Source organism: Streptomyces sp. NBC_01460 (assembly GCF_036227405.1).
Lineage (GTDB): Bacteria > Actinomycetota > Actinomycetes > Streptomycetales > Streptomycetaceae > Streptomyces.
Genome location: NZ_CP109474.1, coordinates 21,000 through 42,636, shown reverse-complemented (window position 1 = coordinate 42,636; position 21,637 = coordinate 21,000). Strand labels below are relative to the sequence as shown.

Here is a 21,637-nt window from a genome sequence, read left to right as displayed (position 1 = left end):
TGCGTACCGCCGGAACTGACTCGACCCGGCGGCCGACCACCAGTCAACGAGTCGTCGGCGGACGGCAACAGGCAGAGTCCAGGATTCGTGTGCTTCGGCCGACCGGAAGACTTTGCGTTCTCGTGACCGGTGCTCTGGCCGTGCGGGTGACGGCAGTACTACGTTCAGTGCATGGGAGTCAACCTCGTCCTCCGGGGTCGGATGCAACAACTCGGCCTCACTCAGGAGGAGTTGGCGAATCGGCTCAACGGGGCGCTGCAGGAGATCACCGGTCGGCCCGGCGAGATCTCAGCCCGCACGGTCCGCAACCTGCTCAGCGGGTCGAGCCGTCGGCCGATCGGCCGCACCTGCGCAGCGCTCGAGCGCGTGTTCGGCTGCCCTGTGGTGGACCTGGGACTCACCGCACCCAGTTCCATGCGACATCCCCCGGAGGTCCCTGTGCGGCGCCGCGACTTCATCGCTTCCACCACCGGAGCGGCAGCCGCTGCCGTCCCTGTCGGCGTTCCTCGCGGCGTTCCCGTAGGCGTCCCCGCCGTTGTCCCCGTCGGCAGACAGTGCAGATCAGTGGGGATGACCGATGTGTCCCGCGCCGCGGCCCGCGTGAATCTGCTCGTCGAGACGGACGACCGCAGCGGCGGCCACACAGGCCTGGCGGCCGAGGCCCTCGAAGGCCGGGCCGAGGTCCTCGGACTCCAGCAGCGCAACGCCGGCGAGCGCGTACGACGGGCTCTGTACGCACTCGCTGCCGAGTACACGACCATCGCGGCCTGGTCCTGCATCGACCTGCACGATCTCGACGCGGCCCAGAAGTACCTGCACGAGTCGGCGACCTTCGCCGGCCTGTCCCAGGACGCGGCCACCGGAATGCGCGTGTGGATCAACATGGCCATGCTCGCCTACCAGCGGAAGAACTGGCCGGAGCAGCTCGCGGCAGCGCAGGCCGCCAGCGCGTCCCCGGCTGCCCGCAGGGATCCGTTGTTCGGCTCCATGGGACGCGTCCGCCTCGCTCTCGCCCACTCCTCGCTGGGTGACCCGCGGGCTGCCAAGCGCGCCCTGGGTGCGGCTGAGGAGACGCTCCAGAAGGCGGTGGAGGCGGAGCGTCCACGATGGACCGCGTTCTTCGGGCCGGCCGAACTCAGCCACCTCGCAGCCGTCATCCTCAATCACAATGGGGAGTCGGCCGACGCGGAGGCGATGGCGCATCGCGCGCTGGCCAGGATCCCGGAGGAGTTCCAGCGCAACCGTGCGCTGGCCACCTGCCAGCTCGCGACCGCACAGCTCCGCCAGGGCGATCCGGAGCAGGCCACGAGAACCGCTTCCTCCGTCTTCACGATCATGGATGGTGCGCCGCTCCCTGGACGGATGCGGACTCTGATCGGAGACTTCCACCGGGACCTGCTCCGGCTGGCGCCGTCCACGACGTACGCCCGCGACTGGGCGGACCGCATGCGAGATGAATGGAGTCGAGCGTGAACAGGGTGATCGACCTCCAGCACTACGCCCACGGAAGACTTCCGGAAGGCTTCAGGCAGACGCTGATCGATGTACACGCCGACGCCTACGCCGATGCCATGGACGACGCATTCCACCAGCGGTTCCCCTGGTTCGTCGACCACTGGTCGGAGATGAACGGCTTCACCTGTGTCGTGGCCTTCGACGGGGACGAACCGACCGGCTTCGCCTACGGCGCCCCGCAGCGGCCGGGGCGCGAATGGTGGCGCTCCACCGCGTTCGAGCCGGCCGGCGAAGGCACCGCGACGTACGCGGTCTCCGAGGTCATGGTGCGCCCGCAGTGGCGGAAGCAGGGCGTCTCGGACCGCCTGCACGAAGCCCTGCTGACGGAGCGGGGCGAGGACCTCGCGGTGCTCCTGGTCGACGTGACCCACCCGAAGGTCCAGGCGCTGTACGAGACGTGGGGCTACGAGAAGGCGGGCGAACAGCAGCCGTTCGCCGACTCACCGGTGTACGCGGTGATGGTGAAGAGGCTGCACGCCTGAAGGGGCACCACCTGGCGCGGAGGCCGCGGGTCCGCGGCCTCCTGACAGATCGACATCCCGCCGCAGGCAGCCGGCTCGAGTCTGCTGCGGGCGAAGCGCGGGCAGGCGAGCTTGGGTTATATAATCCAAATCTGCGTTATGCGAATTCTGTGAAAGTTATGCATAATAGCCGTCCTGAGTGGCAAACTCGCAGTTCAGCGAGAGTGCTCCCCGCGCCTGCGGGGATGGTCCCTGTGTCCTGCACTACGCCGAGCGACACCGGCCGTGCTCCCCGCGCCCGCGGGGATGGTCCCTCGTGCGCGAAGTCCTCCAGCCACACCCCGTTGTGCTCCCCGCGCCCGCGGGATGGTCCCGCGGTCGAGCAGGCCCAGGACGAGACGAAGCACTGCTCCCCCGCGCCCGTGGGGATGGTCCCGCGCGGGCCGGCATCGCCGGTGTGAAGGACCCGTGCTCCCTGCTTCCGTGGGGATGTTCCCTACCTCAAGATCGACCACCTGCTCGGCTGGGGTGCTCGCGTTGTTGAGCGTGTGAGTGCCTGATGGAGTGTTGAGGGCGATGGACGGTTCCGGCTCCGCGCTCAGGTTTTGTGGCGGCCGCGGCACTCGGCGCGGCGCACTTCCGGAGGTGAGGTTGACGTCGTACGCGGGCGGCACCATCTGCCTGATGTCACCCGTCAGTCCAGAAGCACCTGTGAGCCCCAACACCGTTCACCGGACCAACGCAGATTGCTTGATGAGGGAATTGAGAGTTCGGGCCTCCGGGGCGTGCGGACTACGTAGAATCTGTTCTTCAGTAGTGCGGCTGATCATCGGGGGCGGGACATTGGCCGGAAAACCTCAGTTGCTCTTCATACACGGCATCGGCTCGGCGCGGACCACGGATGTGGAGTTGCGAGAGTGGTCCACGTCGCTTGCGAACGGTGTCCGGGCGGCAGGCCACGCCGACCTGGTGTCGGGATTGACCCAGTCGTGGGCCGCGGAGACCCGCTTCGCCAACTACAGCGATCTATTCCACAAAGCGGATGCCCAAGGCGCGGCCGACGACGTTGCCGAGGAGGACCTGCCCTTGCTGCTGGGGCTCCTGGACGAGATGACCCAAGAGCTCGCGCATCAGGCTGAGCTGGTCGACGACCGTCGGTCCCTGCAGATCATCACGAGCGCCCGCGCCCAGATCCGGTCCGCCATCGATCCGGACGTGGCACAGGCTCAGGGACCATTAGGGGTGGTGCGGCGGGCAGGCAACGCGCTGACGACTCTTCTCCAGCTTCCTGGCTTGCGGCAGGCGTCGCAGTGGACCAGTGGAGTCCAGTTGCTGCCGGTCCTCTCCCAGGTGGGCCGGTATCTGGCTCGGAAGGAGCCGGACGATGCGGGTCTCGGTCTCGACGCGCGCATCCGTGAGCGCGTCCTCTCCGGTCTCGACCCCTCTCGGCCGCTGATCGTGATCTCGCACTCGCTCGGGACAGTTGTTGCGTACGAGGCACTGCACACGTACAGGGGGCCCGTGCCGCTGTGGATCACTCTGGGGTCACCTCTGGCCATGGGGGCTCTGGTGCTTCAGCGGCTGGCACCTCGACCGCCGCACACGCCGGGCGGAGTGGAGCGCTGGCTCAATTTCTGGGACCGCGACGACATCGTGGTGGCCCGGCCCCGCCTGGAACGCTGGATGAAGCCCAACGCCTCGGGTGTGGTTCCGGTGACCGAACGCGCGGATACGAACGGGCTCTGGACCCACACGGCGACGAAGTACCTCGCGCACAAGATCGTCGCAGGGCCTGTCGCCGAGACTCTGAAGAAGCTCTGACAGGCGTCGCAGTGGTCCGTCACGCGATCGTGGTCGCCTCCCAATGCTCCACGATGCCCCACCTCGAAAAGCTGGAGTCAGCAGCCAGGGACCTGCACTCCGTCCTGACCGATCCGGATCTGGGCGGGGCCGAGCCGACCGACGACTCGCTCCTGCTGGACCCGCAGTCGCCGGAGGACGTGAGACGCGCCGTCTACGCGGCGGCCACCCGTGCACAGCAGGATGGCGCAGTGCTGATCGTGGCCCTGCTCGGGCACGGGTTCACCGCCCCCGCGCTGCGCTTCATGGTCCGCGGTTCCCTGTTGGCCTCATCGGCTTCGGCCCTGGACGTTCCAGGGCTCCTCGGGGAGGTAGCCAACGAGGCCGAGGGAGTGATCGCGCTCGTCGATACCTGCCACGCCGGCGCCGCCCCTCCTTCCCCTGACACCCTGGCCAACGGGGTCAGGGACGGGCAGGTCCGGCTTGCCGTCGTCATGGCTGCGGCAAGCAGTCAGGATGCCTATGGCATGAACCTCTCCCTCGCTCTGGCCGCGGTACTCCGGCGCGGGCTCGAGAACCGTGGCGCGCATCTGCTGGTGGACGATGAATTGATGAGCAGCGTCCGTGCAGAGGTGTTGAACCAAGGCAGCGGCCAGTCCATCGGGCGCTCCGTCTTCGATCAGTACGACTTCGCCGAAAGCCCGCTCTGGCTGGCCCACAACGCGCGCGCCTCGTACGGCACCAGCTCCGAGATCGGACCGGTAGCCGCCCGCTTGCTGGACGAGTCCACCGAGGGGTGGCCGAACAGGCCAACCCGATGGAGTAATGCCTCCCTGACCGCCTTCCTCTCCTCCGGCGGTTTGGACCAGCCCCCGACCCAAAGGATCCGGGTCGAGGAAATCAAGGCGGAGCTGCAGGAATGCAAGAGAACCGTCAAGGTCCTCAAAGAGCACCTCCCTGAGGCGATGCGCACGGCAGTGCTACGCAAGGCTGCCAGGCGTGCGGGCTTTCCCGCACCTCTGGTGAGCGACCCGCAACTGCGTGACCTGGTCGAATACGCAGTCCTCGAAGGCAGTCCGTACGTGCGAACCACGCACTCCTCGCTCGGGCGGCTTGTCGCCGCGCTGCTGGTCGAGGCAGACATCACGGCTCCGGTAGAACTGGACGACTGGATCGGCAGCCATAGGGACGTCGTGTCCTTCAAGGACGCCCACAAGGAATTCCAGCAGGCCGATCATTCCGCCCGAACCCGTCTTGTGCTGGGCATCCCCTCCATCGCGGGCAGACAGCGCAGCGGCGGTGAAGGCACGCCGGAATGGCCAAGGCGGTTGCACGCATGGGTGCTCCAGGGAGGCGAGACCCTGGGCTCCAACGACTTCGACGCCCCCAGCCGCGACGAAGCCGGGCTGACCGCTGTCATCAAGGCGGCGATCAGGTGGGCCCGCAGCCGCCTTCCCACAGGCGAACGACTTCAACACATAGACATCGCCGCCTGCGGGCGGGCACTGGCCCAGTGGCACCCGGAAGAAGCCCGCACCGGGCTGCAGAAACTCGGCATCGCGCATCGGGTCACGCTGCGGTGGAACAGCTCGATCGTGCGGGACGAGTATGCGGAGTGGGACGCATTCGAGCTGAACAACCTTGCCGAGGAAGTGCTCGACGCGCTCGAAGCAGGCAACGCGAAACTCTCCTGGCTGGGACCAGCAGACATGGCAGATCTAGTTGATCTTGCGGACCGGCTGGCTTCCGAACCAGGCCGCCCCCGGGCGCTGGAGGAGCGACCTGTCGGATGCGACGCGACGCTGACCGCCCTTGCCGCCTTCACCCCTATCCTGATCTGGCCCGAGGGCGCCAACGCCGCTCCCGGCCAGTTCCGGGCCGTCGTGGACGGAATGTGGAACAAGATCCAGGACGAGCAGGAGTGGCACGACAGCCGTGTGACCAAGCCTGCCGATGGCGGGTCGGACACTCTGCGGCAGGTGCGAAGAGTGTGGCACGACCGCCAATGGCTCGCATTCTGCCGATTGTTCGAGACGCCCCTGAGCAGCCCCGAAGAGGAGACCGCATGACCTGGAGTCCTTACTACCGGGGCGACGGCGTCGCGCGCACTCCGGAGCTCCCACCGCCTCCCCCCTGGCGCATGCCGGGGAAGGACGTACCCGAAGCCGTGCCGTACAGGCCTGACCCCGGCCTCGTCGACGCGATCAACGCAGCACTCCTGCTGCACCGCCCGCTTCTGCTCACCGGGCCGGCCGGCTCCGGAAAGTCCACGCTGATCAAGCACGTCGCCCATGAAGTGGGCCTCGGGAGTGAGCTTCACTGGCACATCACCTCGCGCAGTACCCTCACCGAGGCGCTGTACCGTTACGACGCTCTCGGCCGCATCCACGCGCAGAACCTGCGCAGCGCAGCGGGCCCGGCACGTTCTCGGCTGGTGAGGCGAGGCCAGCAACAACGCGGTGACGACATCGCACCCTTCCTCAGGCTCGGTCCTCTGGGAACCGCCTTCGCCGCGGTCGAGCGGCCGCGTGCCCTGCTGATCGACGAGATCGACAAGAGCGACCTCGACCTGCCCAGCGACCTCCTGGACATCTTGGAGCGTGGGCGGTTCGAGATTCCGGAACTGTCCCGCCACCACCGGAAGCGCGTGCCGGTGCGGCTGCATGAGGACACCGCGACAGTGGACGTCGTGGACGGCGTTGTCCCGTGCACGCTCTTCCCTCTGATCGTCATGACCAGCAACGGCGAACGGGACTTTCCGCCGCCCTTCCGTCGCCGGTGCATCCGATACTCGATGCCCGTACTTACGGAGGAGAGTCTCACCGGGATCGTCGCCGCTCATCTCAGCGCTCCCGGCGGAGAGGAAGCAGAGCTGACGACGGGCATTCAGGAGCTGATCACGGGATTCGCGGGACGGCTGGCCAACGGTGAGCATCTGGCCGTCGACCAGCTCCTTAACGCTGTCCACCTCATCAAGCAGCCCATCCATGAACAGCAGAAGAAGGAGCTGACCGAGCTTCTGCTCCAGGGCCTGGGCCGTGACTGAACTGCCAGGGGCACTCAACCGGCTCGGCGCACTTGCCGCCCAGCTCGGAATGACGGCCGAGGAGCTGGCAGACGCCGTACTGCTTGCATCGGCCGGTTACGAGGGGGATGCCGCAGCATCCGATCCACCGGTGGACGACATCGGCACCGAAAGCACGCTTCGGGGGCCCTCTCAGCAGGGTGTTTCGCAGACAGGGGCCCCCTCACGCGAACAGCCGGCAACAGGCGCGCACAAGGTTTCCGCCTATGGCTCGGCCGGCGGAGGCACCACACAGCCAGGTGTGCGACTGACCCTGGGGCAAGCTGCGGCACTCCCTCAAGCCCTTGCCATCGGGCGGGCGCTGCGTCCGCTACGGCGGCGCTGGCAGCACGGGCACCGGACTGAACTGAACATCGACGCAACCGTCGAGGATTACGCGCGTACGGGTCTGCTCGTGCCCCACCTCGTGCCGATGCCGGAACGATGGCTGGACGTCACAGTCGTTCTGGACCGCAGCAGCAGCATGAGCGTCTGGGACCCGGCGGTAGACGGACTGAACAAGATCCTGCGCTCCCTCGGCGCGCTCCGTACGCTGAACATCTGGCATCTCACCTGGAGCGGCACCGACCCGGTGCTGCACGACCAGCGCGGCGCGCTGGTCCCCGTCGGCCAAGCCGGCCGCCGCGAAGGCCAGCCGGGACGACGGCTCATGCTCGTCCTCAGCGACTGCGCCGCACCGGGGTGGCGCAGCGAAGCTCTGTGGCAACACCTTCACGTCTGGAGCCGGACGACAAGTCTCGCCCTCTTCAACCCTCTCCCGCCCCGGCTCTGGCACCGGACAGCCCTGGACCTGCCGCTCACCGTCACGACAGCGCCGGAGCCAGTGGCCCCCAGCGGAACCTGGGACTACGAACCGAAGCCACCACGTCGCTGGCTCCGGGAAAGCAGCATCCGCTCGTGGAATGCCGTGCCTGTTCTCGGTACCGACCCGGAAGACCTCCGGCGGTGGGCTCAGACGCTGATGCGGAGCGATCCCGAAGGATGCACGGCCGTCCTGATCCCCGACACCGGCCGTCCGCCCCGACGAGCACCGCGTCGGACCTCTCCCGCACGCACGGTCGCCCCTGCTCCCAGGCCGGGTGCAAGGGCCGAGGCTTTTCTTCAGACCGCCCGGACGCCGGCCACCCAGCTCGCCATCCATGCCGCAGCACTCGACACGTTCACGCTCCCGATCCTCCATGCGCTGCGGGAACAGGCGGTCCCCGAGGCCCGTCTGGACGACTTTGCTGAGCTCCTCACCGCTGACCTCTGCACCGTTCGTCGTAACCCGGAAGCAGACGATCTGTACACCTTCCGCCCTGAAGCCCTGGCTCACCTCCGCCAGAAGCTGACGCGACAGACCGCGTGGCGTACCCACCAGGCTCTCACCCGGCACATCGCGAGCCGCCCTTGGACTCCGGACGGCCTCACTGCCGTCCTGCATACCGCCGCGGGTGTCCCTCTGCCGACTGCCCTCGTCCCCTTTGCGGAAGCTGCCGACTCGGTGCTTCGGCAGCTGGGTGTCATCATCCCGACAGAAGCCGCTCCTGTTCCGTCCTCGGGTCAAGAGCCGTCCGAGCCAATCTCCGGTCTCGCCGGCAGCTTGGAGGAACGTCTCGAGCGCGCGCTGAATCTTCCTCCGCAGAACTGGTTGGAAAGGATCCAACTTCTGGAGTCACTCACTGCTGACTGTGTTCGGCTCCTGGGGGAGCGTGACCCCGGCACCCTCGTCGCGCGTGCCAACCTTGCGGCGTCCTACCACCAGACGGGTCGGGTGGAGGAGGCCATGACCATGCGGGAGCGTGTGCTGTCCGACAGCGAGGAGGTTCTCGGAGAGCGTGACCCTGACACTCTTAACGCGCGTGCCAATCTCGCGGCGTCCTACAACCGGGCGGGTCGGGTGGAAGAGGCCACAGCCATGCGAGAGCGTGTGCTGGCCGACAGTGAGGAGTTGTTCGGGGAGCGTCACCCGGACACTCTTTATGCGCGTGCCAGCCTCGCTGCCTCCTACTACGCGGCGGGCCGGGTCGAGGAGGCCATCGTCATCGAGACGCGTGTGCTGGCCGACCGTGAGGAGCTGTTCGGGGAGCGTCACCCGGACACCCTTTCCGCGCGTGCCAGCCTCGCTGCCTCCTACTACGCGGCGGGCCGGGTCGAGGAGGCCATCGTCATCGAGACGCGTGTGCTGGCCGACCGTGAGGAGATTCTCGGGGAGCGTCACCCGGACACCCTCTCTGCGCGTGCCAACCTCGCTTCGTCATTCAACCGGGCGGGCCGGGTCGAGGAGGCCATCGTCATCGAGACGCGTGTGCTGGCCGACAGTGAGGAGTTGTTCGGGGAGCGTCACCCGGACACCCTTTCCGCGCGTGCCAGCCTCGCTGCCTCCTACTACGCGGCGGGCCGGGTGGAAGAGGCCAGAGCCATGCGAGAACGTGTGCTGTCCGACAGCGAGGGGATGTTCGGGGAGCGCCATCCCGATACCCTTTATGCGCGTGCCAACCTCGCTGCCTCCTACTACGCGGCGGGCCGGGTCGAGGAGGCCATCGTCATCGAGACGCGTGTGCTGGCCGACCGCGAGGAGATGTTCGGGGAGCGCCATCCCGATACCTTCTCCGCGCGTGCCAACCTCGCCTTCTCTTACCACCAGGCGGGTCGGGTGGAAGAGGCCATGGCCATGCGGGAGCGTGTGCTGGCGGACAGCGAGGAGGTTCTCGGAGAGCGCCATCCCGACACACTCTCTGCGCGTGCCAATCTTGCGACGTCCTACAACCGGGCGGGTCGGGTAGAAGAGGCCACGGCCATGCGAGAGCGTGTGTTGGCTGACCGTGAGGAGCTGTTCGGGGAGCGTCACCCGGACACCCTTTCCGCGCGTGCCAGCCTCGCTGCCTCCTACTACGCGGCGGGCCGGGTCGAGGAGGCCATCGTCATCGAGACGCGTGTGCTGGCCGACAGTGAGGAGTTGTTCGGGGAGCGTCACCCGGACACCCTTTCCGCGCGTGCCAGCCTCGCCTTCTCGTTCCACGCGGTGGGCCGGGTCGAGGAGGCCATGGCCATGCGGGAGCGTGTGCTGGTTGACAGCGAGGAGGTTCTCGGGGAGCGCCACCCCGACACCCTCTCTGCCCGCGCCAACCTCGCCTTCTCCTACGACCAGGCGGGGCGTGTGGAAGAGGCCACGGCGATGCGGGAGCGTGTGCTGGTTGACAGCGAGGAGGTTCTCGGGGGAAGCCATCCCGACACCCTCTCTGCCCGCGCCAACCTCGCTGACTCCTACCAACAAGCAGGTCGCGTCGAAGAGGCCACAGCCATTCGCGGAGCGGTAAAGACCGACAGCGAAGCTGTTGACGAAGCGTCGGCCGATGTCCGGCTAGCGTTGAACGCCGGCGATAGTCCTGTGGCACCGATACATGGTCCTGGAGCGCAGGCGGTCGAGGATTCAGAGAGTCCCACCTCCGCTGTCCCAGTCAGGCAAGGAAGCAGGGCCCGCCACGGTGTGTCCCCCTACTTCTTCCTGAGCTATGCGCACACACCGCGGCATGGCGGCGCACAGGCCCCGGACATGTGGGTTGAGCGGTTCTTCCGCGACTTGTGCGGCCATGTGATGGCCATGACGGACCTGCCCGACGGCGCCGCCGCAGGATTCATGGACTGGCAGATGCAGCCCGGCGAGAACTGGTCGGAGCGGTTGAGCGAGATGCTGGCTGAATGCCGGGTCTTCGTTCCACTGTTCTCACCGCGCTACTTTGCCAGCGAGATGTGCGGTAAGGAATGGCACGCCTTCGAACAGCGAGCCATCCGTCACCGTGCACGGTCGAATCAGCCTGCGCAGGCAATCGTTCCCGCGCTCTGGGTACCAGTTCCTTCCAGCCAGCTGCCAGCCGCGGCAATGCGTTTGCAGTTCAATCATCGATACTTCGGAGAACGCTACGTCAGCGACGGGCTTTACGGTTTGATGAAGCTTGAGGCCTATGCCCCGGAGTACGAACGTGCGGTGTACGAATTAGCCAAACGCATTGTCAGCGTCGCCGACACCACGCGGCTGGACCCTGGCAGATTGCTCGACTTCCGCCATGCGCCCAATGCCTTCGATCCGCCGAACGGTGAGTCGGAGGACCGCAAGCCCATCCAGATCACCGTAGTCGCACCCACGCGTCGCAATCTGCCCGAGGGACGTACTCCGGAGTACTACGGCGGCACTGCGCAGGACTGGAACCCCTTCCACCCGGCGTCTACTCGTTCGCTGGCCCATGTCACCGAAGATCTGGTGCATTCACTCAACTATCAGGCCGTCATCACCTCATTCGACGTGGAATCGGGACGTTCAGGAGGAAGGAAGCCACCTGACACCCCGGAGATCCTGCTGATCGACCCATGGGCCCTTCAGGATGAGGAGCGTCGGCGCAGTCTCGCCGCCTTCGACGCGGACAACCTGCCCTGGACGACGGTGGTTCTGCCCTGGAACCGGGACGACCGTCAGAGCCGGGCTGCTGAGGAGGAACTAACCGAGAAGCTCGAACGGACCATGCCCCTGACGATGCGCCAGGGGCGGTCATTGGCACGCTCCGCAGCCAAGGGCGTACCTAGCCTGGAGGCGTTCGCTCAGATCCTTCCTCAAGCGGCCGAGGCGGCTGTCCAGGAATATCGGCGACACGCGACGACGCGACCGCCGGTGGATTGACGGGGCGCTTCTCCGGTGGCGGATCAGGACAGGGCATCATGGCTTTATTACACGATCACGCCCATGCGCTCCACTACTCGACCCGGACGGTGTGTTGCGTGGGCGAACGCGACGACACAAGATCACACGCCCGGGATCGAGTACGAGCTGCGTGGCGCTGATCAGGCAGGTGGGCACCAGCGACGGGCTCGGGCGCTCTCCGGCATGAATTCGACCGTCGCGGTTGGGCTTTCATATCACGCCGGCTTCTCGCGCCGCTTCGCCTGCACCTTGAGCCACGGATTCTCCGCCCGTGACTGCGCGCGGTCCAGGTACTCCCGCTTCACGACCGCCGAGCCCGGTTTCCACCGGCCCTGTTTCGTCGGGTCCCCGCCGGCCTCCGCGATGACCTGCGCCCCGCCGCGGCGTAGACCATGGGCGGTGATCTGCTGCCAGTTCTTCGCGCCGGCCTTGTGCGCGCGGCTGCGGACCCAGTCGTTGATGGCGTCCCCGGTGACGTAGTCCCCGCGTTCTTTCGCGACGGCCCGGTTCTGGAGGGTGCCGCGGGAGGTGAGGGCCCGGAAGAGGGCGCCTTCGCGGATGCCGAGGTGGTGGAGGGCGGTGAGCCAGTCCCGTACGGCCGCGACCGGGTCGAGGAGCGCGTCGTCGTCGGCGGGGATGTCGGTGTGCTCGCCCTTGGCCTCCTGGTCGGTCTTGGAGGACCGGATGTGCAGGGTGACGAAGGCGTCGTCGACGGCGACGTCCGCGATGGACAGATCGGCGAGCTCGATCCTGCGGTTGAGGGCGCCCCGGCCGAGGAGGAGCATGCACCGGTCCCGGCGCCCGGCGGTGGTCCGCAGGTCGCACGTGGCGACCATGGCCCGCAGCAGTTCGTCCGTGATCGGGGGTGCCTTACGGACCGCGGTGCGCTTCGCCCACGTCTTCCTGTACTCGTTGAGCATGCCCCGGGCCTGCTTCGTGCCGGGCTTCACGTCCTCGGGCATCCAGGTGCGGATGGCGGACATGGCGGCGTTGATGGCGTTCGGGGAGCGCCCCAGCTCGATGAGATGGGCGACGTACTCGACGTAGGTCGCGGTGGTGCACGGCCGGGCGACACGGCCCTTGTCGGCGCACCAGGAAGCGAACTTGGTGCGCTGGGATAGGTAGTTGGCGCTGGTGTTCTTCGGGGCGGACTGGTTCTCCAACCGCTCGGCGGTCCGCTCGGAGACGTACAGATCCCGCTCGGTGTACGTCGGCTGGTCGTCCTCGGTGGGGAGCCCCTGGCCGGGGTAGAGAAGGGTGTGCCGGTCGACCACCGGGCGGGTCACCGGACGTGGCCGGCTGGCGACGGGGAGATGATCGTCGTCCACCAGTTCCGCGTCCACCACCCCCACGTCGCTCTCGTGCTCCGTCACGCCGCCACCTGCCCGGGCCCTGCTGCCCACTGCGTCAGCGCTCCGAAGTCCTCGGGCATAAGGCCCAGACGCGGGTCCACCCAGTGCAGGAGTGCCGGAGCGTCGTGGTTCTCCTGGACCCATTCGCGGTCTTCGGGGCCCAGTTCATCGTCCACCCAGGCGAAGGGACGTCCGTCGGCGTATGCGACCAACGCCCTTGTCTTCCAGTGCAGTCGGGCATCACTCTGCGGCGTCATGGTAGGCCAGTCGACGAAGGGGATAGTGGGCAGGCCGAGGTGTGGGCCGATCCATTCGTTCGCCTCGCTCTTCCATGTCGTCGCCCACACCAGCTCGTAGGGCAACGCCAGCAGGCTCGCTCCGTGGTCGTGGTTGAGCCAGACCCGCAGGGGTTTGTCCCACGGGTTCTCCCACCCGGTCGGGCGCATGCGGTGCGTGCTGTAGCCCGCAGGCCGCCTGTGCGGCGGGGCGTCGTACGGATTCAGAGGACCGTCCACATCGAGCAGGAGCAGCGGACGCCCATCCCCCTCGTTCCTCATGATCCCTCCCAGCGAAGCAGCCTCGTACAAGGGAAATTATAGGTGGGTGTCCGCAGGACGGCCCCGCCTGATGCTGCGTTAGCGGTGGCCTTCGTGAGAGGAGTTATGTAACGCGGGCCATCTGTTCGATGCGGCTCCGTTACTTGGGGTGGGCGAAGAAGGGGTAGCCGTCCGAGGCCGAGTGCACTTGTCTGTCAGCATCTCCGGTCGCCTGCGATGCTGTTGCCGCACCCTCCCCCTCCTGCCAAGCCGGCCGACCAGCTTGACGGCAGCGACGATCCGCCCGCTTGTGCTCCGACGGTTCTTGTCGGACACCCCGCGGTCCCTCCAGGAATGAATCTGAAGGGACCGCGGATCTTACACGCTGAGGGCTGTCCCGTGGGCTAAAGTTTGCTACTGGTCACGATCCCTAGCAGCGCAACATCTACTAGCGGTCACCGGACAGCTGGGCAAGTACATCCGCAGCGAGCTCTGCTGAAGCGTGGTCGAGACCTACCATCGCCGTTCCATCCAGACGTTCGGACATGTAACGGGCCATCGCAGACACTGCATCCGCAGAGGCCACGGGGGCGAGCCACCTAAGCCACTCGCAGACCATGCGCATTCGAAATTTCCTGAGAATTTCTACGCGGTCCAAAGGATCTGACTCCGAGGCCAGCTTGATCACCTTAAACGAGGCGGCAAGGCGGTTGTGCGGCATATCGTGAGCCGAAAGAATCAGTCCGACTTCATCAGACTTACCGAGATTGAAATTATCGGCTACTACAAACTGGGGCAGCGGGTAACCGTCCACGCTTGTCAGTGCTTGCCCGTCTCGTCCGGAATCGATAACTACGTCGACACGGGAAGCAATCCCGGGGTCATCGACAGCGACTCGGATGCGATGCACGCCAGCATCCCCGACGTTCTGCACGAAACGTGACACGCCGAGGATGTCGCCGACTCCGATGGCCCCGTCGTCGAGCACCAGGTCTCCGTCGAACAGGACGCTGCCCTCGGCCGGGCCAGCCCTGTTCCACAGCCTGACCCGGACCAGTCCCACCTGCGCACGTGCGGCGATCTGGACGTGACTCCGAGACGCCACCAATGGCGCACCGGCCAGCGCCAGAACCTCCTCCGGCGGGGCTGTCGATCCAATTCGGATCACGCGATGGTTCAAGTAAAGCTCGGCACTACCAATGAGCATTTCTCCGCCAACTACCCAATCTGAGTTTGATGGTGTGCCCGGTCAGCGCCATCGCCAACCGGGCGCACTCTGACCCTACTACCGCGTATGGCCTGGCAGTAGCTCCGCTAGCTTCTCAGCTGAACTCGGAATCCCTGGCAGCCCCGCAAACGTGGGATCGTGATAGCCGTGATTGCGCAGCATCTGCTGGGCTTTCGATACAGCAACCGCCTGAGTATCACTGCACGTTTCACAGTGAGGAAACAGGCTGCGCGGAAGACTCGTCGGTCCAATTCCAGTAGACGGCTGGTGGTCACCAGTCATAGTCGGACTGTTCCCACCGCAGGAGTGGCATGGCCTTCCCTGCATGGCCCCACTCTGCTCCGAGGTAACGACCGGCCCGGTTGCAGGCACCGACTCATCGGCATGAGGACCGACGCGCAGCGTATTCGCCTCCCTCTGACTCAGCAATACGTTGCAGTTGTGAACCAGTATTGGCGTGGCACCAGCTAGCACATAGTACGCGTGGATGTCTGCGATCGTGAGGTCGTACGTGCGCTGAGGCTGGGTGTAGCTGCGTATAGCTGTGACCTGGACGCGCTGACCCTCGCTCGTGTGCAGCCATTCACCGACCTGGATATCTCCCGCAGGTACCCATTTCTTGAGCTCTGGTATCCAAAACGGGTGAGTGTCTGTGGCGGTGATGGAGGAGAGTAGTCATCGCCGACGCGAATGGTTATGTCAGTGAAGTCCTTGTCCCCGATCGTGGTGATCGTGGACGCGACGTCCTTGGTGGTGGTCTTTCCGGTTTCTACGTCTGTTGTGACAACATCGTCACCTTCCTGCACATCTTCAATGGCCCTGTGGGTTCCATCGGCGAGCAGGACCCCCGTTCCAGGGAGGAAACTGTGGCACCCGATCAGCTTCTTGGCGGCGCCTGCCATGGTGACGCTTCCGGCCGCTCCCCAAATGGCGCCTTCGGCCATATCGGTGAGCTGCCCCGTGGCACTGTGGTCCGCTTCGGGAGTCATGGCGTTGCCGATGGCTGATGCGGCCGCACCTCCTAGGGCTCCGCATCCCGCGGCCAGCGCGAGGCTGGCGCCTCCTGTCGCCGCCGCCCCACCTCCCGCAGCGGCGTAGCAGGCTCCAGTGACCACGACCTCTGTGACGACTGTCGCGATGAAGACTTTGTTGTCGGCTACAAAGTCGGTTGTGTTATTCCACGCTGTGGCTAGACCGCATACGGAGAGCCAGCTGTTGCAGCTGCTCTTGCCACCGCCACCGCCACCGCCGCCCCCGCTGCTGCCAGTGTTGTTGCTTCCGGTGTTGTTGCTGCCGGCTGTGCCGCTCTTGTCACCGGACTTCTTTGGCTCCTCTTCCTCTTCGAACCAGCCGTCGAAGTAAGTGGGTCCTCTTCCACCTGATCCATCGTCGACTCGCAGACCTGTCGGGTCGGAGGTGGTGACGGGATTGTTGTTGGCATAGGCGTAGCCGTTGAGAGATTGGTGTTGTTCGAGACTCAGTACGGGGTCGACGCTGATGAACTGACCCAACTTCGGGTCGTATTCGCGGGCGCCGATGTGGGTGAGGCCGGTTGTGGCGTCTGCAGGTTTGCCGAGGAATGCCTTGTCGTCGGGCCAGGCAGCCGCGCTGTCTCCACGCATGTCCCCGAAGGGGGTGCTGTATCGCTTGGTGACGGCCTGAGTGGTGGCGTCGGTGGCGATGCTGCTGGTGCCGTGGTGGTCGGCGGCGAGGAAGTTGAGCTTGCTGCCGGCGGTGCCGGACGTCGCCGTGCGGACTGCGATGGTCTGGCCGACAGCGCTGTAGTAGCGGGTCCCGGTGACTGTCTTTGCCGTGCCCTTGGCGGCGAGACGTACCTCGGTGGTGCCGAGGTAGAGGACGGTGTCACCGTCTCCGGTGGCGCGGCGGATGAGGAGTTCGCCGTCGGCGTCGTAGAGGTAGTTGGTGCCGAGAGCGGGCTTGGCGCCCGCGGCCGGCTCCGTGGTGGTGGCCAGTTCGCCCTCGGCGTTCCAGGCCAGGGTCTGAGTGGCCTGGGTGCCTGGGCGGGTGAGTGTGTTACCGGTCAGGTCGTAGGTGTAGGCGGCGGTGGTTGCTCCCGTGGTCTTGACCAGCGGGTGCGGCTGCCCTGTGCTCGTGCCGTAGGTGTGGGTGGTGGTCTTGCTCCCGGCGGCGGTGTGGGTGGTTTCGGTGTCGCGCTGACCGGAGCTGTTGTAGGTGTAGCTCGTCCAGTACGGAGCTGCGCCGCCGATGTTGGACTGGGTGCGGCTGGCTGTCGCGCAGTCGTTGCTGGTCGGAGTCCAGGCTTCGGTCAGACGTCGCTGCGCGTCGTAGGCAAAGCACTGGTAGTCGGCGCTGCTGGTGTATGAGACCGCCGCCCGCACGGAGGAGGTCCTCGGCGTGAACATCGAGGACCTGGACCTCGGTGGCCGCCGCTGTTCGGTCAAGGCCAAGGGCGCCCGGAGCAAGGCCCGACGCCGGGGCCAGGCGCGTGAGGACTTCGTGCTGGAGACCGTTTACTGGGACGCTGGTACAGCCCGGCTTCTGCCCCGCCTGCTGCGCGGCCGGTCCCGGGGCCCGGTGTTCGTCACCCACCGCCGCCCCGGTCCGGGGAAGGTCGTCAACCCGCGTGACGTATGCCCGGACACCGGTCTGGCCCGCCTCTCCTACGGCCAGGCCCGTGCACTGCTGGATGAGCACACGGCTGTGCGGGGGCCCGGTACCGGCTGGGACTTGCACGAGTACCGCCATTCCGCTCTGACCCATCTGGGGGAGCAGGGGGCGTCGCTGCTGATGCTGATGGCGAAGTCGAGGCACAAGAAGCCGGAGAACGTGCGCCGATACTTCAAGCCCTCTGCAGAGGCAATCGCGGAACTGACCAGTCTGCTCGCTCCGGGAGGCAGCAGCGGATGAAGCTGCGCCACCGAACCGTCACGGCACGGTGTTCATGACCAGCACCTGCGGGGGCCGGAACGGGTTTCCCCGTTCCGGCCCCCGCAGGTGCTGGTGGCAGAGGCTGGAGGCCCGGCTGCTCAGACCTGCAAACTCTGCTTACTCGGCCAGGAGGTGGGGGCTCAGTTCAGGCCGGTCAGGAACTCGCCGAAGAGCCGGTTGGCGGTCTCGGAGTCGTAGAGGCGTTCGAACTCGGCGCGTGCGAGGCTGCGCCGGAACTCGCCGTGGTAGGAGACGTCTCCCGCGTCGTGCATGAGGTCGGTGAACCATGCGGCGTACGCCTGGTAGTTCCACACGTGCTTCAGGCAGGTGGCGGAGTACGCCTCCAGCGGGCCCGCGTCCTGCTCCTTGACCTGCTTCAGGACGGCCGTGGCGAACACGTCGGCGTCGTGCAGCGCCAGGTTCATGCCCTTGGCGCTCATGGGCGGCACGATGTGCGCGGCGTCACCGAGCAGGTACAGGCGGCCGTAGCTCATCGGGTCGTAGACCACGCTGCGCAGCGGCACCAGCGTCTTGCTGGTGATGGGTCCCTTCGCGGTGACCGGTTCGCCGAAGCGTGCCTCGATCTCTTCCCAGATTTGGTCGTCCGTCCACTCCTCGACGGCAGTGTCCAGCGGGCACTGGAGGTAGAAGCGGCTGGCCTGGGGGCCGCGGGCGAACTGGCCGGCGAATCCCCGGTCGTGGATCGCCATCATGGACTGGTGGTTGGCGGGGGCGTCGGCCAGTACGGTCAGCCAGGCGTACCCGTACTCGTGGGACTGGCGGGTGAGTACGTTGTCGGGGATGCTCGCCCGGCTGACACCGTGGTCTCCGTCGCAGCCGGCGACGAAGTCGCAGGTGATGGTCCGCGTCACGCCCGTGCTGTCGCGGTAGCGCACCTGGGGCCGGGGGCCGGTGAGGTCCTCCAGTTCGACGTCCTCGGCTTCGAAACGGAGGTCGCCGCCGTCGCTGACGAAGACGTCGATGAGGTTGCGCACGAGGACCTGCTGGGGGCAGAAGCGTCCGTCGACGTGGTCGTCGGTCACGTACTGGAAGGGCCGCGTCTCGCCGTCGACGCGGAAGTTCAGCACCGGCGCGAAGGGGGCGCCGTCGAGGACCCGGTCCTCCAGGCCCCACGCACGGAACATGCGCGCGGCCCTGGGGTCGATGACCCCCGCCCGCTGGCGCTGCTCGACGTACTCGCGGCTGTGCCGCTCCAGTACCACGCAGTCGATCCCGCTGCGCAGGAGGAAGTTGCCGAGGGCGAGCCCGGCGACACCCGAGCCCACGATCACGACAGTGGTGTTCTCGTCCGTTACGGCCATGGTTGATTCTCCTTGTGTTTTCTGCTGGCCCGTGGGGAGGGCCGTTACCACGCCGGCGCCCTGAGGGCCTGCGGTTGGGAGGGCTGTGCGCTCATCGGCCCGTTCTGTTCAGGGCGATCGCCGGACATGGGGCGTCCCGCGCGTTTGGCGCAGCGGGGCGAGACCCCCTACCCTCAAGCGAAGTATCCACTACGCATCATACGTAGTGTCCACTACGTTTGCAAAAGGGGTCGGGTATGCGCCGCGACGGAGCCGCCAACAGGGAGAAGGTCCTGCTGGCCGCCGAGCATGTGTTCGCCGAGAAGGGGGCCGCCGCCTCCACCGATGAGGTCGCGCAGCGGGCCGGGGTCAGCATCGCCACCGTCTTCCGGAATTTCGCCACCAAGCAGGACCTCATCGAGGCCACCGCGTGCCGCTACCTGGAGAAGCTGACCACCCAGGTGCTGGCGCTCGCCGAAAGCCAGGACCCCGGAAAAGCCTTCGCCTCCCTGATGAGGTCCCTCGCGGCGGCCGGGCCGGTGAAGATGACCCTGCTGGATCTGTTGCCCCCGCACGACGACGACGGCCAGGGCCTGTCCCGGCCGGTCAACGAGGCGGCCGACGCCTTCCGCGCGGCCCTCGAAGGCGCACTCCACCGCGCCCAGGCCGCCGGCGCCGCGCGCCCCGACGTCACCGGCGACGACGTCTCCCTCCTCCTGCGCGCCCTCGCATACGCCACGGACCTCAGCGAAGGCGAGGCACTCGACCGGGCCGTGGGCATCGTCCTCGACGGCCTCGGCGTACCGCGCTGACACCTGATCCCTTCCGTCCAGCCCGGCCCGCGCGCCCGGTCCGATAGGGATGCACCGTCCGGCGCCGACCCCACCGCTGCCCCGTCACAGCTCGTCCACGGCCGTCTTGTCGCGCAGGGGCCGCAGGCCACCGGGCAGGTCGGGGAGCTGGAAGGAGTACCGGCCGAGCACGTTGATGTGATGTCGCACGAACGGGGAGAGCCGGGCGAGATCCTCGTCCCGGACCTCGAAACCGTCACTCCGGAGCTGGGCTACGGCGGCGTCCATATAGCGGGTGTTGAACAGTACGAGTGCGTTGAGGACGAGGCCCAGCGCGCCGATCTGGTCCTCCATGCCGTCCTGGTAGCGCTGGTAGAGCTGACCTGCCCGGCCGTGGAAGATCTTCCGGGCGAGCGCGTGGCGGCCTTCCTGGAGGTTGGCCTGCACCTTGATCTGGCGGCGGTATCCGGGCTCGTCGGCCAGGCGCAGGATGTGCAGGGTTTTCGCGATCCGCCCGTAGTGCGCGATCGCGTCGCCGAGCGGGGTGGGGCGTCCGTCGCGGGACAGCATGCGGATGACGTCGTAGGCGCGGACGGCTCCGGTGTGGATGGAGCCGATGATCCGCAGGATGTCCTCCCAGTGCCGCTCGATGCGGGCGAGGTCGACCCGGCCGCGGGCGGCGTCCTGGAAGGCGCCGTAGTCGGCCGTGCGGTCGATGCGCCACATCTTCTGGTCCGGCAGGTCCGCGAGCTGCGGAGCGTAGGCGAACCCGGCCAGGGTGAGAAGGCCGAACACGATGTCGCTGTAGCTCGCGGTGTCGGTGACGATCATCTCCGGGCGCTTGCCGCCGTCGCGGTCGTAGAGAACGTCCAGCACGTACAGGGAGTCGCGCGGGGTGCCAGCCACCACCTTCCCGCCCAGTCCTGCGGCCTGGTCGTTGATCATGTTGAGCCAGGTCGCGCCGCCCCGGCGCCCGAAGTACTTGGGGTTCGGCCGCGCGTACACGCTGGGGACGGGAACGACGAACCGCATCCCGTCAACCGAAGCGACCAGGCCCCCGCCCCACGCCTGCGCGAGATCGATGGACGCCTGGTGCTCGATGAGGGTCGCGTTCGCGGCCCGGTAGGTCGCCAGCCGCAGGTACGTCTGGTCGACGTGGGACAACCTGCCGTACTTCAGCGCGTCCGCGCCGCCCATCACCGGGGTGTAGCCGACGTTGCAGCCGTGGGCGACCAGCAGCGCGGCGATCGTGACGCTCAGGTCCTTCAACCGGGCCTCGCCGCCGGTGACCGAGGTGAACGCCTGGTCGGCGCCGGTCCAGGAGAACACCTCCAGCAGCACCTCGGGCAGGTCTACTCTCGGCAGCATCGCGTTTACCGCGGCCCGCAGCTCCAGCAGGGAGACCGGTTCGGGCTCCGGCTCCAGGGCGGCGAAGTGCAGGCGGCCATCGTCGTCGAACACGATCTGCGCGTTGTCCGGGACCCGGGCGGGGACCTCCCGGTAGGTGCCCTCCAGCAGCGCGGCCCGCGCCGCTAGGTGCTTCCCTGCCTCACCGGGCAGGTTAAGCGAGGCCAGCACGGTCGGCCTCGCCTGCTTCCATGCCTCACCGGCCAGCAGCTTCGCCCGCGGGTCGCCCCACTTCGAGGAGTTTTTCGCGAAGACCTGCTTGCTGCGCAGCATCCGGTGCAAGTGCTCCAGCACGCAGAACGTGTACGCCTTCCAGTTCACCGAGCCCGGCTCCAGATGTGGTGCCGACAGCACGAGACGCCGCCACGACCCGGTGAGCAAGCCGGCGTCGATCTCGGCCGGCCCGACCTTCTTGCGGCCCATCAGCTCCGGCAACGACAACAGCGCGCCCAGCACGGCCTCGCCCTCCGGAGTGGCGTCGAAGTCCACCACACTGACCAGCAACTTCAAGAACGGGCGGACGGTGCCGAACCGGTTCACGAGCATCGCCCGCCATGCCTCGTCGGCGTCGGAGTC

General features: G+C 67.0%; 12 protein-coding genes and 3 pseudogenes. 8 read left to right on the top strand and 7 right to left on the bottom strand.

From position 1 onward, the window contains the following. The first annotated feature begins 570 nt into the window (after positions 1-570). From OG488_RS38755 to OG488_RS38730, 6 genes are all read left to right on the top strand, one after another. On the top strand, positions 571-1,473 hold the full coding sequence (locus OG488_RS38755; protein ID WP_329239635.1) for an XRE family transcriptional regulator: 903 nt from the start codon (positions 571-573) through the stop codon (positions 1,471-1,473). Then, entirely contained in the window at positions 1,470-1,997 is a 528-nt protein-coding gene (locus OG488_RS38750; RefSeq protein ID WP_329239632.1) for a GNAT family N-acetyltransferase, read from the top strand. The genes OG488_RS38755 and OG488_RS38750 overlap by 4 nt, the downstream gene beginning before the upstream one ends. Before the next feature lie 795 nt (positions 1,998-2,792). Further along, a complete protein-coding gene (locus OG488_RS38745) occupies positions 2,793-3,797 on the top strand; it encodes a hypothetical protein (RefSeq protein WP_329239629.1) in 1,005 nt (334 codons plus the stop codon). Positions 3,798-3,850: 53 nt separating this feature from the next. Continuing rightward, positions 3,851-5,845: a hypothetical protein gene (locus tag OG488_RS38740; protein WP_329239625.1), complete on the top strand. Its 1,995-nt coding sequence runs from the start codon at positions 3,851-3,853 to the stop codon at positions 5,843-5,845. Continuing rightward, positions 5,842-6,822 carry an AAA family ATPase gene (locus OG488_RS38735; RefSeq protein ID WP_329239622.1) on the top strand — a complete coding sequence of 327 codons (981 nt, stop codon included), beginning with the start codon at positions 5,842-5,844 and terminating at the stop codon, positions 6,820-6,822. The genes OG488_RS38740 and OG488_RS38735 overlap by 4 nt, the downstream gene beginning before the upstream one ends. Next, on the top strand, positions 6,815-11,515 hold the full coding sequence (locus OG488_RS38730; RefSeq protein ID WP_329239619.1) for a TIR-like protein FxsC: 4,701 nt from the start codon (positions 6,815-6,817) through the stop codon (positions 11,513-11,515). Before OG488_RS38735 ends, OG488_RS38730 begins: the two co-directional genes overlap by 8 nt. A 236-nt stretch (positions 11,516-11,751) precedes the next feature. Here the strand turns inward: OG488_RS38730 and OG488_RS38725 are convergent, their stop codons facing one another. From OG488_RS38725 to OG488_RS39405, 5 genes and pseudogenes are all read right to left on the bottom strand, one after another. Beyond that, positions 11,752-12,909, bottom strand: a complete 1,158-nt coding sequence (locus tag OG488_RS38725) for an integrase (protein ID WP_329239616.1) — start codon at positions 12,907-12,909, stop codon at positions 11,752-11,754. Continuing rightward, the gene (locus OG488_RS38720; protein WP_329239614.1) at positions 12,906-13,445 is read right to left on the bottom strand and encodes a hypothetical protein; all 540 of its coding nucleotides are present in this window, start codon (positions 13,443-13,445) and stop codon (positions 12,906-12,908) included. Before OG488_RS38720 ends, OG488_RS38725 begins: the two co-directional genes overlap by 4 nt. Positions 13,446-13,872: 427 nt before the next feature. Then, positions 13,873-14,631, bottom strand: coding sequence for a hypothetical protein (locus tag OG488_RS38715; RefSeq protein ID WP_329239612.1), 759 nt, complete (start codon positions 14,629-14,631; stop codon positions 13,873-13,875). Positions 14,632-14,709: 78 nt separating this feature from the next. Continuing rightward, positions 14,710-15,285 carry a polymorphic toxin-type HINT domain-containing protein gene (locus tag OG488_RS39410; RefSeq protein WP_443074287.1) on the bottom strand — a complete coding sequence of 192 codons (576 nt, stop codon included), beginning with the start codon at positions 15,283-15,285 and terminating at the stop codon, positions 14,710-14,712. A gap of 121 nt (positions 15,286-15,406) precedes the next feature. Beyond that, positions 15,407-16,991: pseudogene (locus OG488_RS39405) on the bottom strand (RHS repeat-associated core domain-containing protein); the annotation flags it as partial. Between OG488_RS39405 and OG488_RS38705 the strand changes: the two are divergent. Further along, a pseudogene (locus OG488_RS38705) lies at positions 16,987-17,541 on the top strand (tyrosine-type recombinase/integrase); the annotation flags it as partial. The pseudogenes OG488_RS39405 and OG488_RS38705 overlap by 5 nt on opposite strands. Before the next feature lie 161 nt (positions 17,542-17,702). Here the strand turns inward: OG488_RS38705 and OG488_RS38700 are convergent. Further along, a complete protein-coding gene (locus OG488_RS38700) occupies positions 17,703-18,884 on the bottom strand; it encodes a 4-hydroxybenzoate 3-monooxygenase (RefSeq protein WP_329239610.1) in 1,182 nt (393 codons plus the stop codon). 236 nt (positions 18,885-19,120) lie between these two features. On the opposite strand from OG488_RS38700, the gene OG488_RS38695 reads away from it, so the two are divergent. Continuing rightward, on the top strand, positions 19,121-19,675 hold the full coding sequence (locus tag OG488_RS38695) for a TetR/AcrR family transcriptional regulator (RefSeq protein WP_329239607.1): 555 nt from the start codon (positions 19,121-19,123) through the stop codon (positions 19,673-19,675). 84 nt (positions 19,676-19,759) lie between these two features. Here the strand turns inward: OG488_RS38695 and OG488_RS38690 are convergent. Continuing rightward, a pseudogene (locus OG488_RS38690) lies at positions 19,760-21,637 on the bottom strand (Tn3 family transposase); the annotation flags it as partial.

Coding starts and splice junctions, on each gene's coding strand:
- OG488_RS38755 (WP_329239635.1), top strand. CDS start 571: ATGACCGATGTGTCCCGCGCCGCGGCCCGCGTGAATCTGCTCGTCGAG.
- OG488_RS38735 (WP_329239622.1), top strand. CDS start 5,842: ATGACCTGGAGTCCTTACTACCGGGGCGACGGCGTCGCGCGCACTCCG.
- OG488_RS38700 (WP_329239610.1), bottom strand. CDS start 18,884: ATGGCCGTAACGGACGAGAACACCACTGTCGTGATCGTGGGCTCGGGT.
- OG488_RS38715 (WP_329239612.1), bottom strand. CDS start 14,631: ATGCTCATTGGTAGTGCCGAGCTTTACTTGAACCATCGCGTGATCCGA.
- OG488_RS38720 (WP_329239614.1), bottom strand. CDS start 13,445: ATGAGGAACGAGGGGGATGGGCGTCCGCTGCTCCTGCTCGATGTGGAC.
- OG488_RS38740 (WP_329239625.1), top strand. CDS start 3,851: ATGCCCCACCTCGAAAAGCTGGAGTCAGCAGCCAGGGACCTGCACTCC.
- OG488_RS38695 (WP_329239607.1), top strand. CDS start 19,121: ATGCGCCGCGACGGAGCCGCCAACAGGGAGAAGGTCCTGCTGGCCGCC.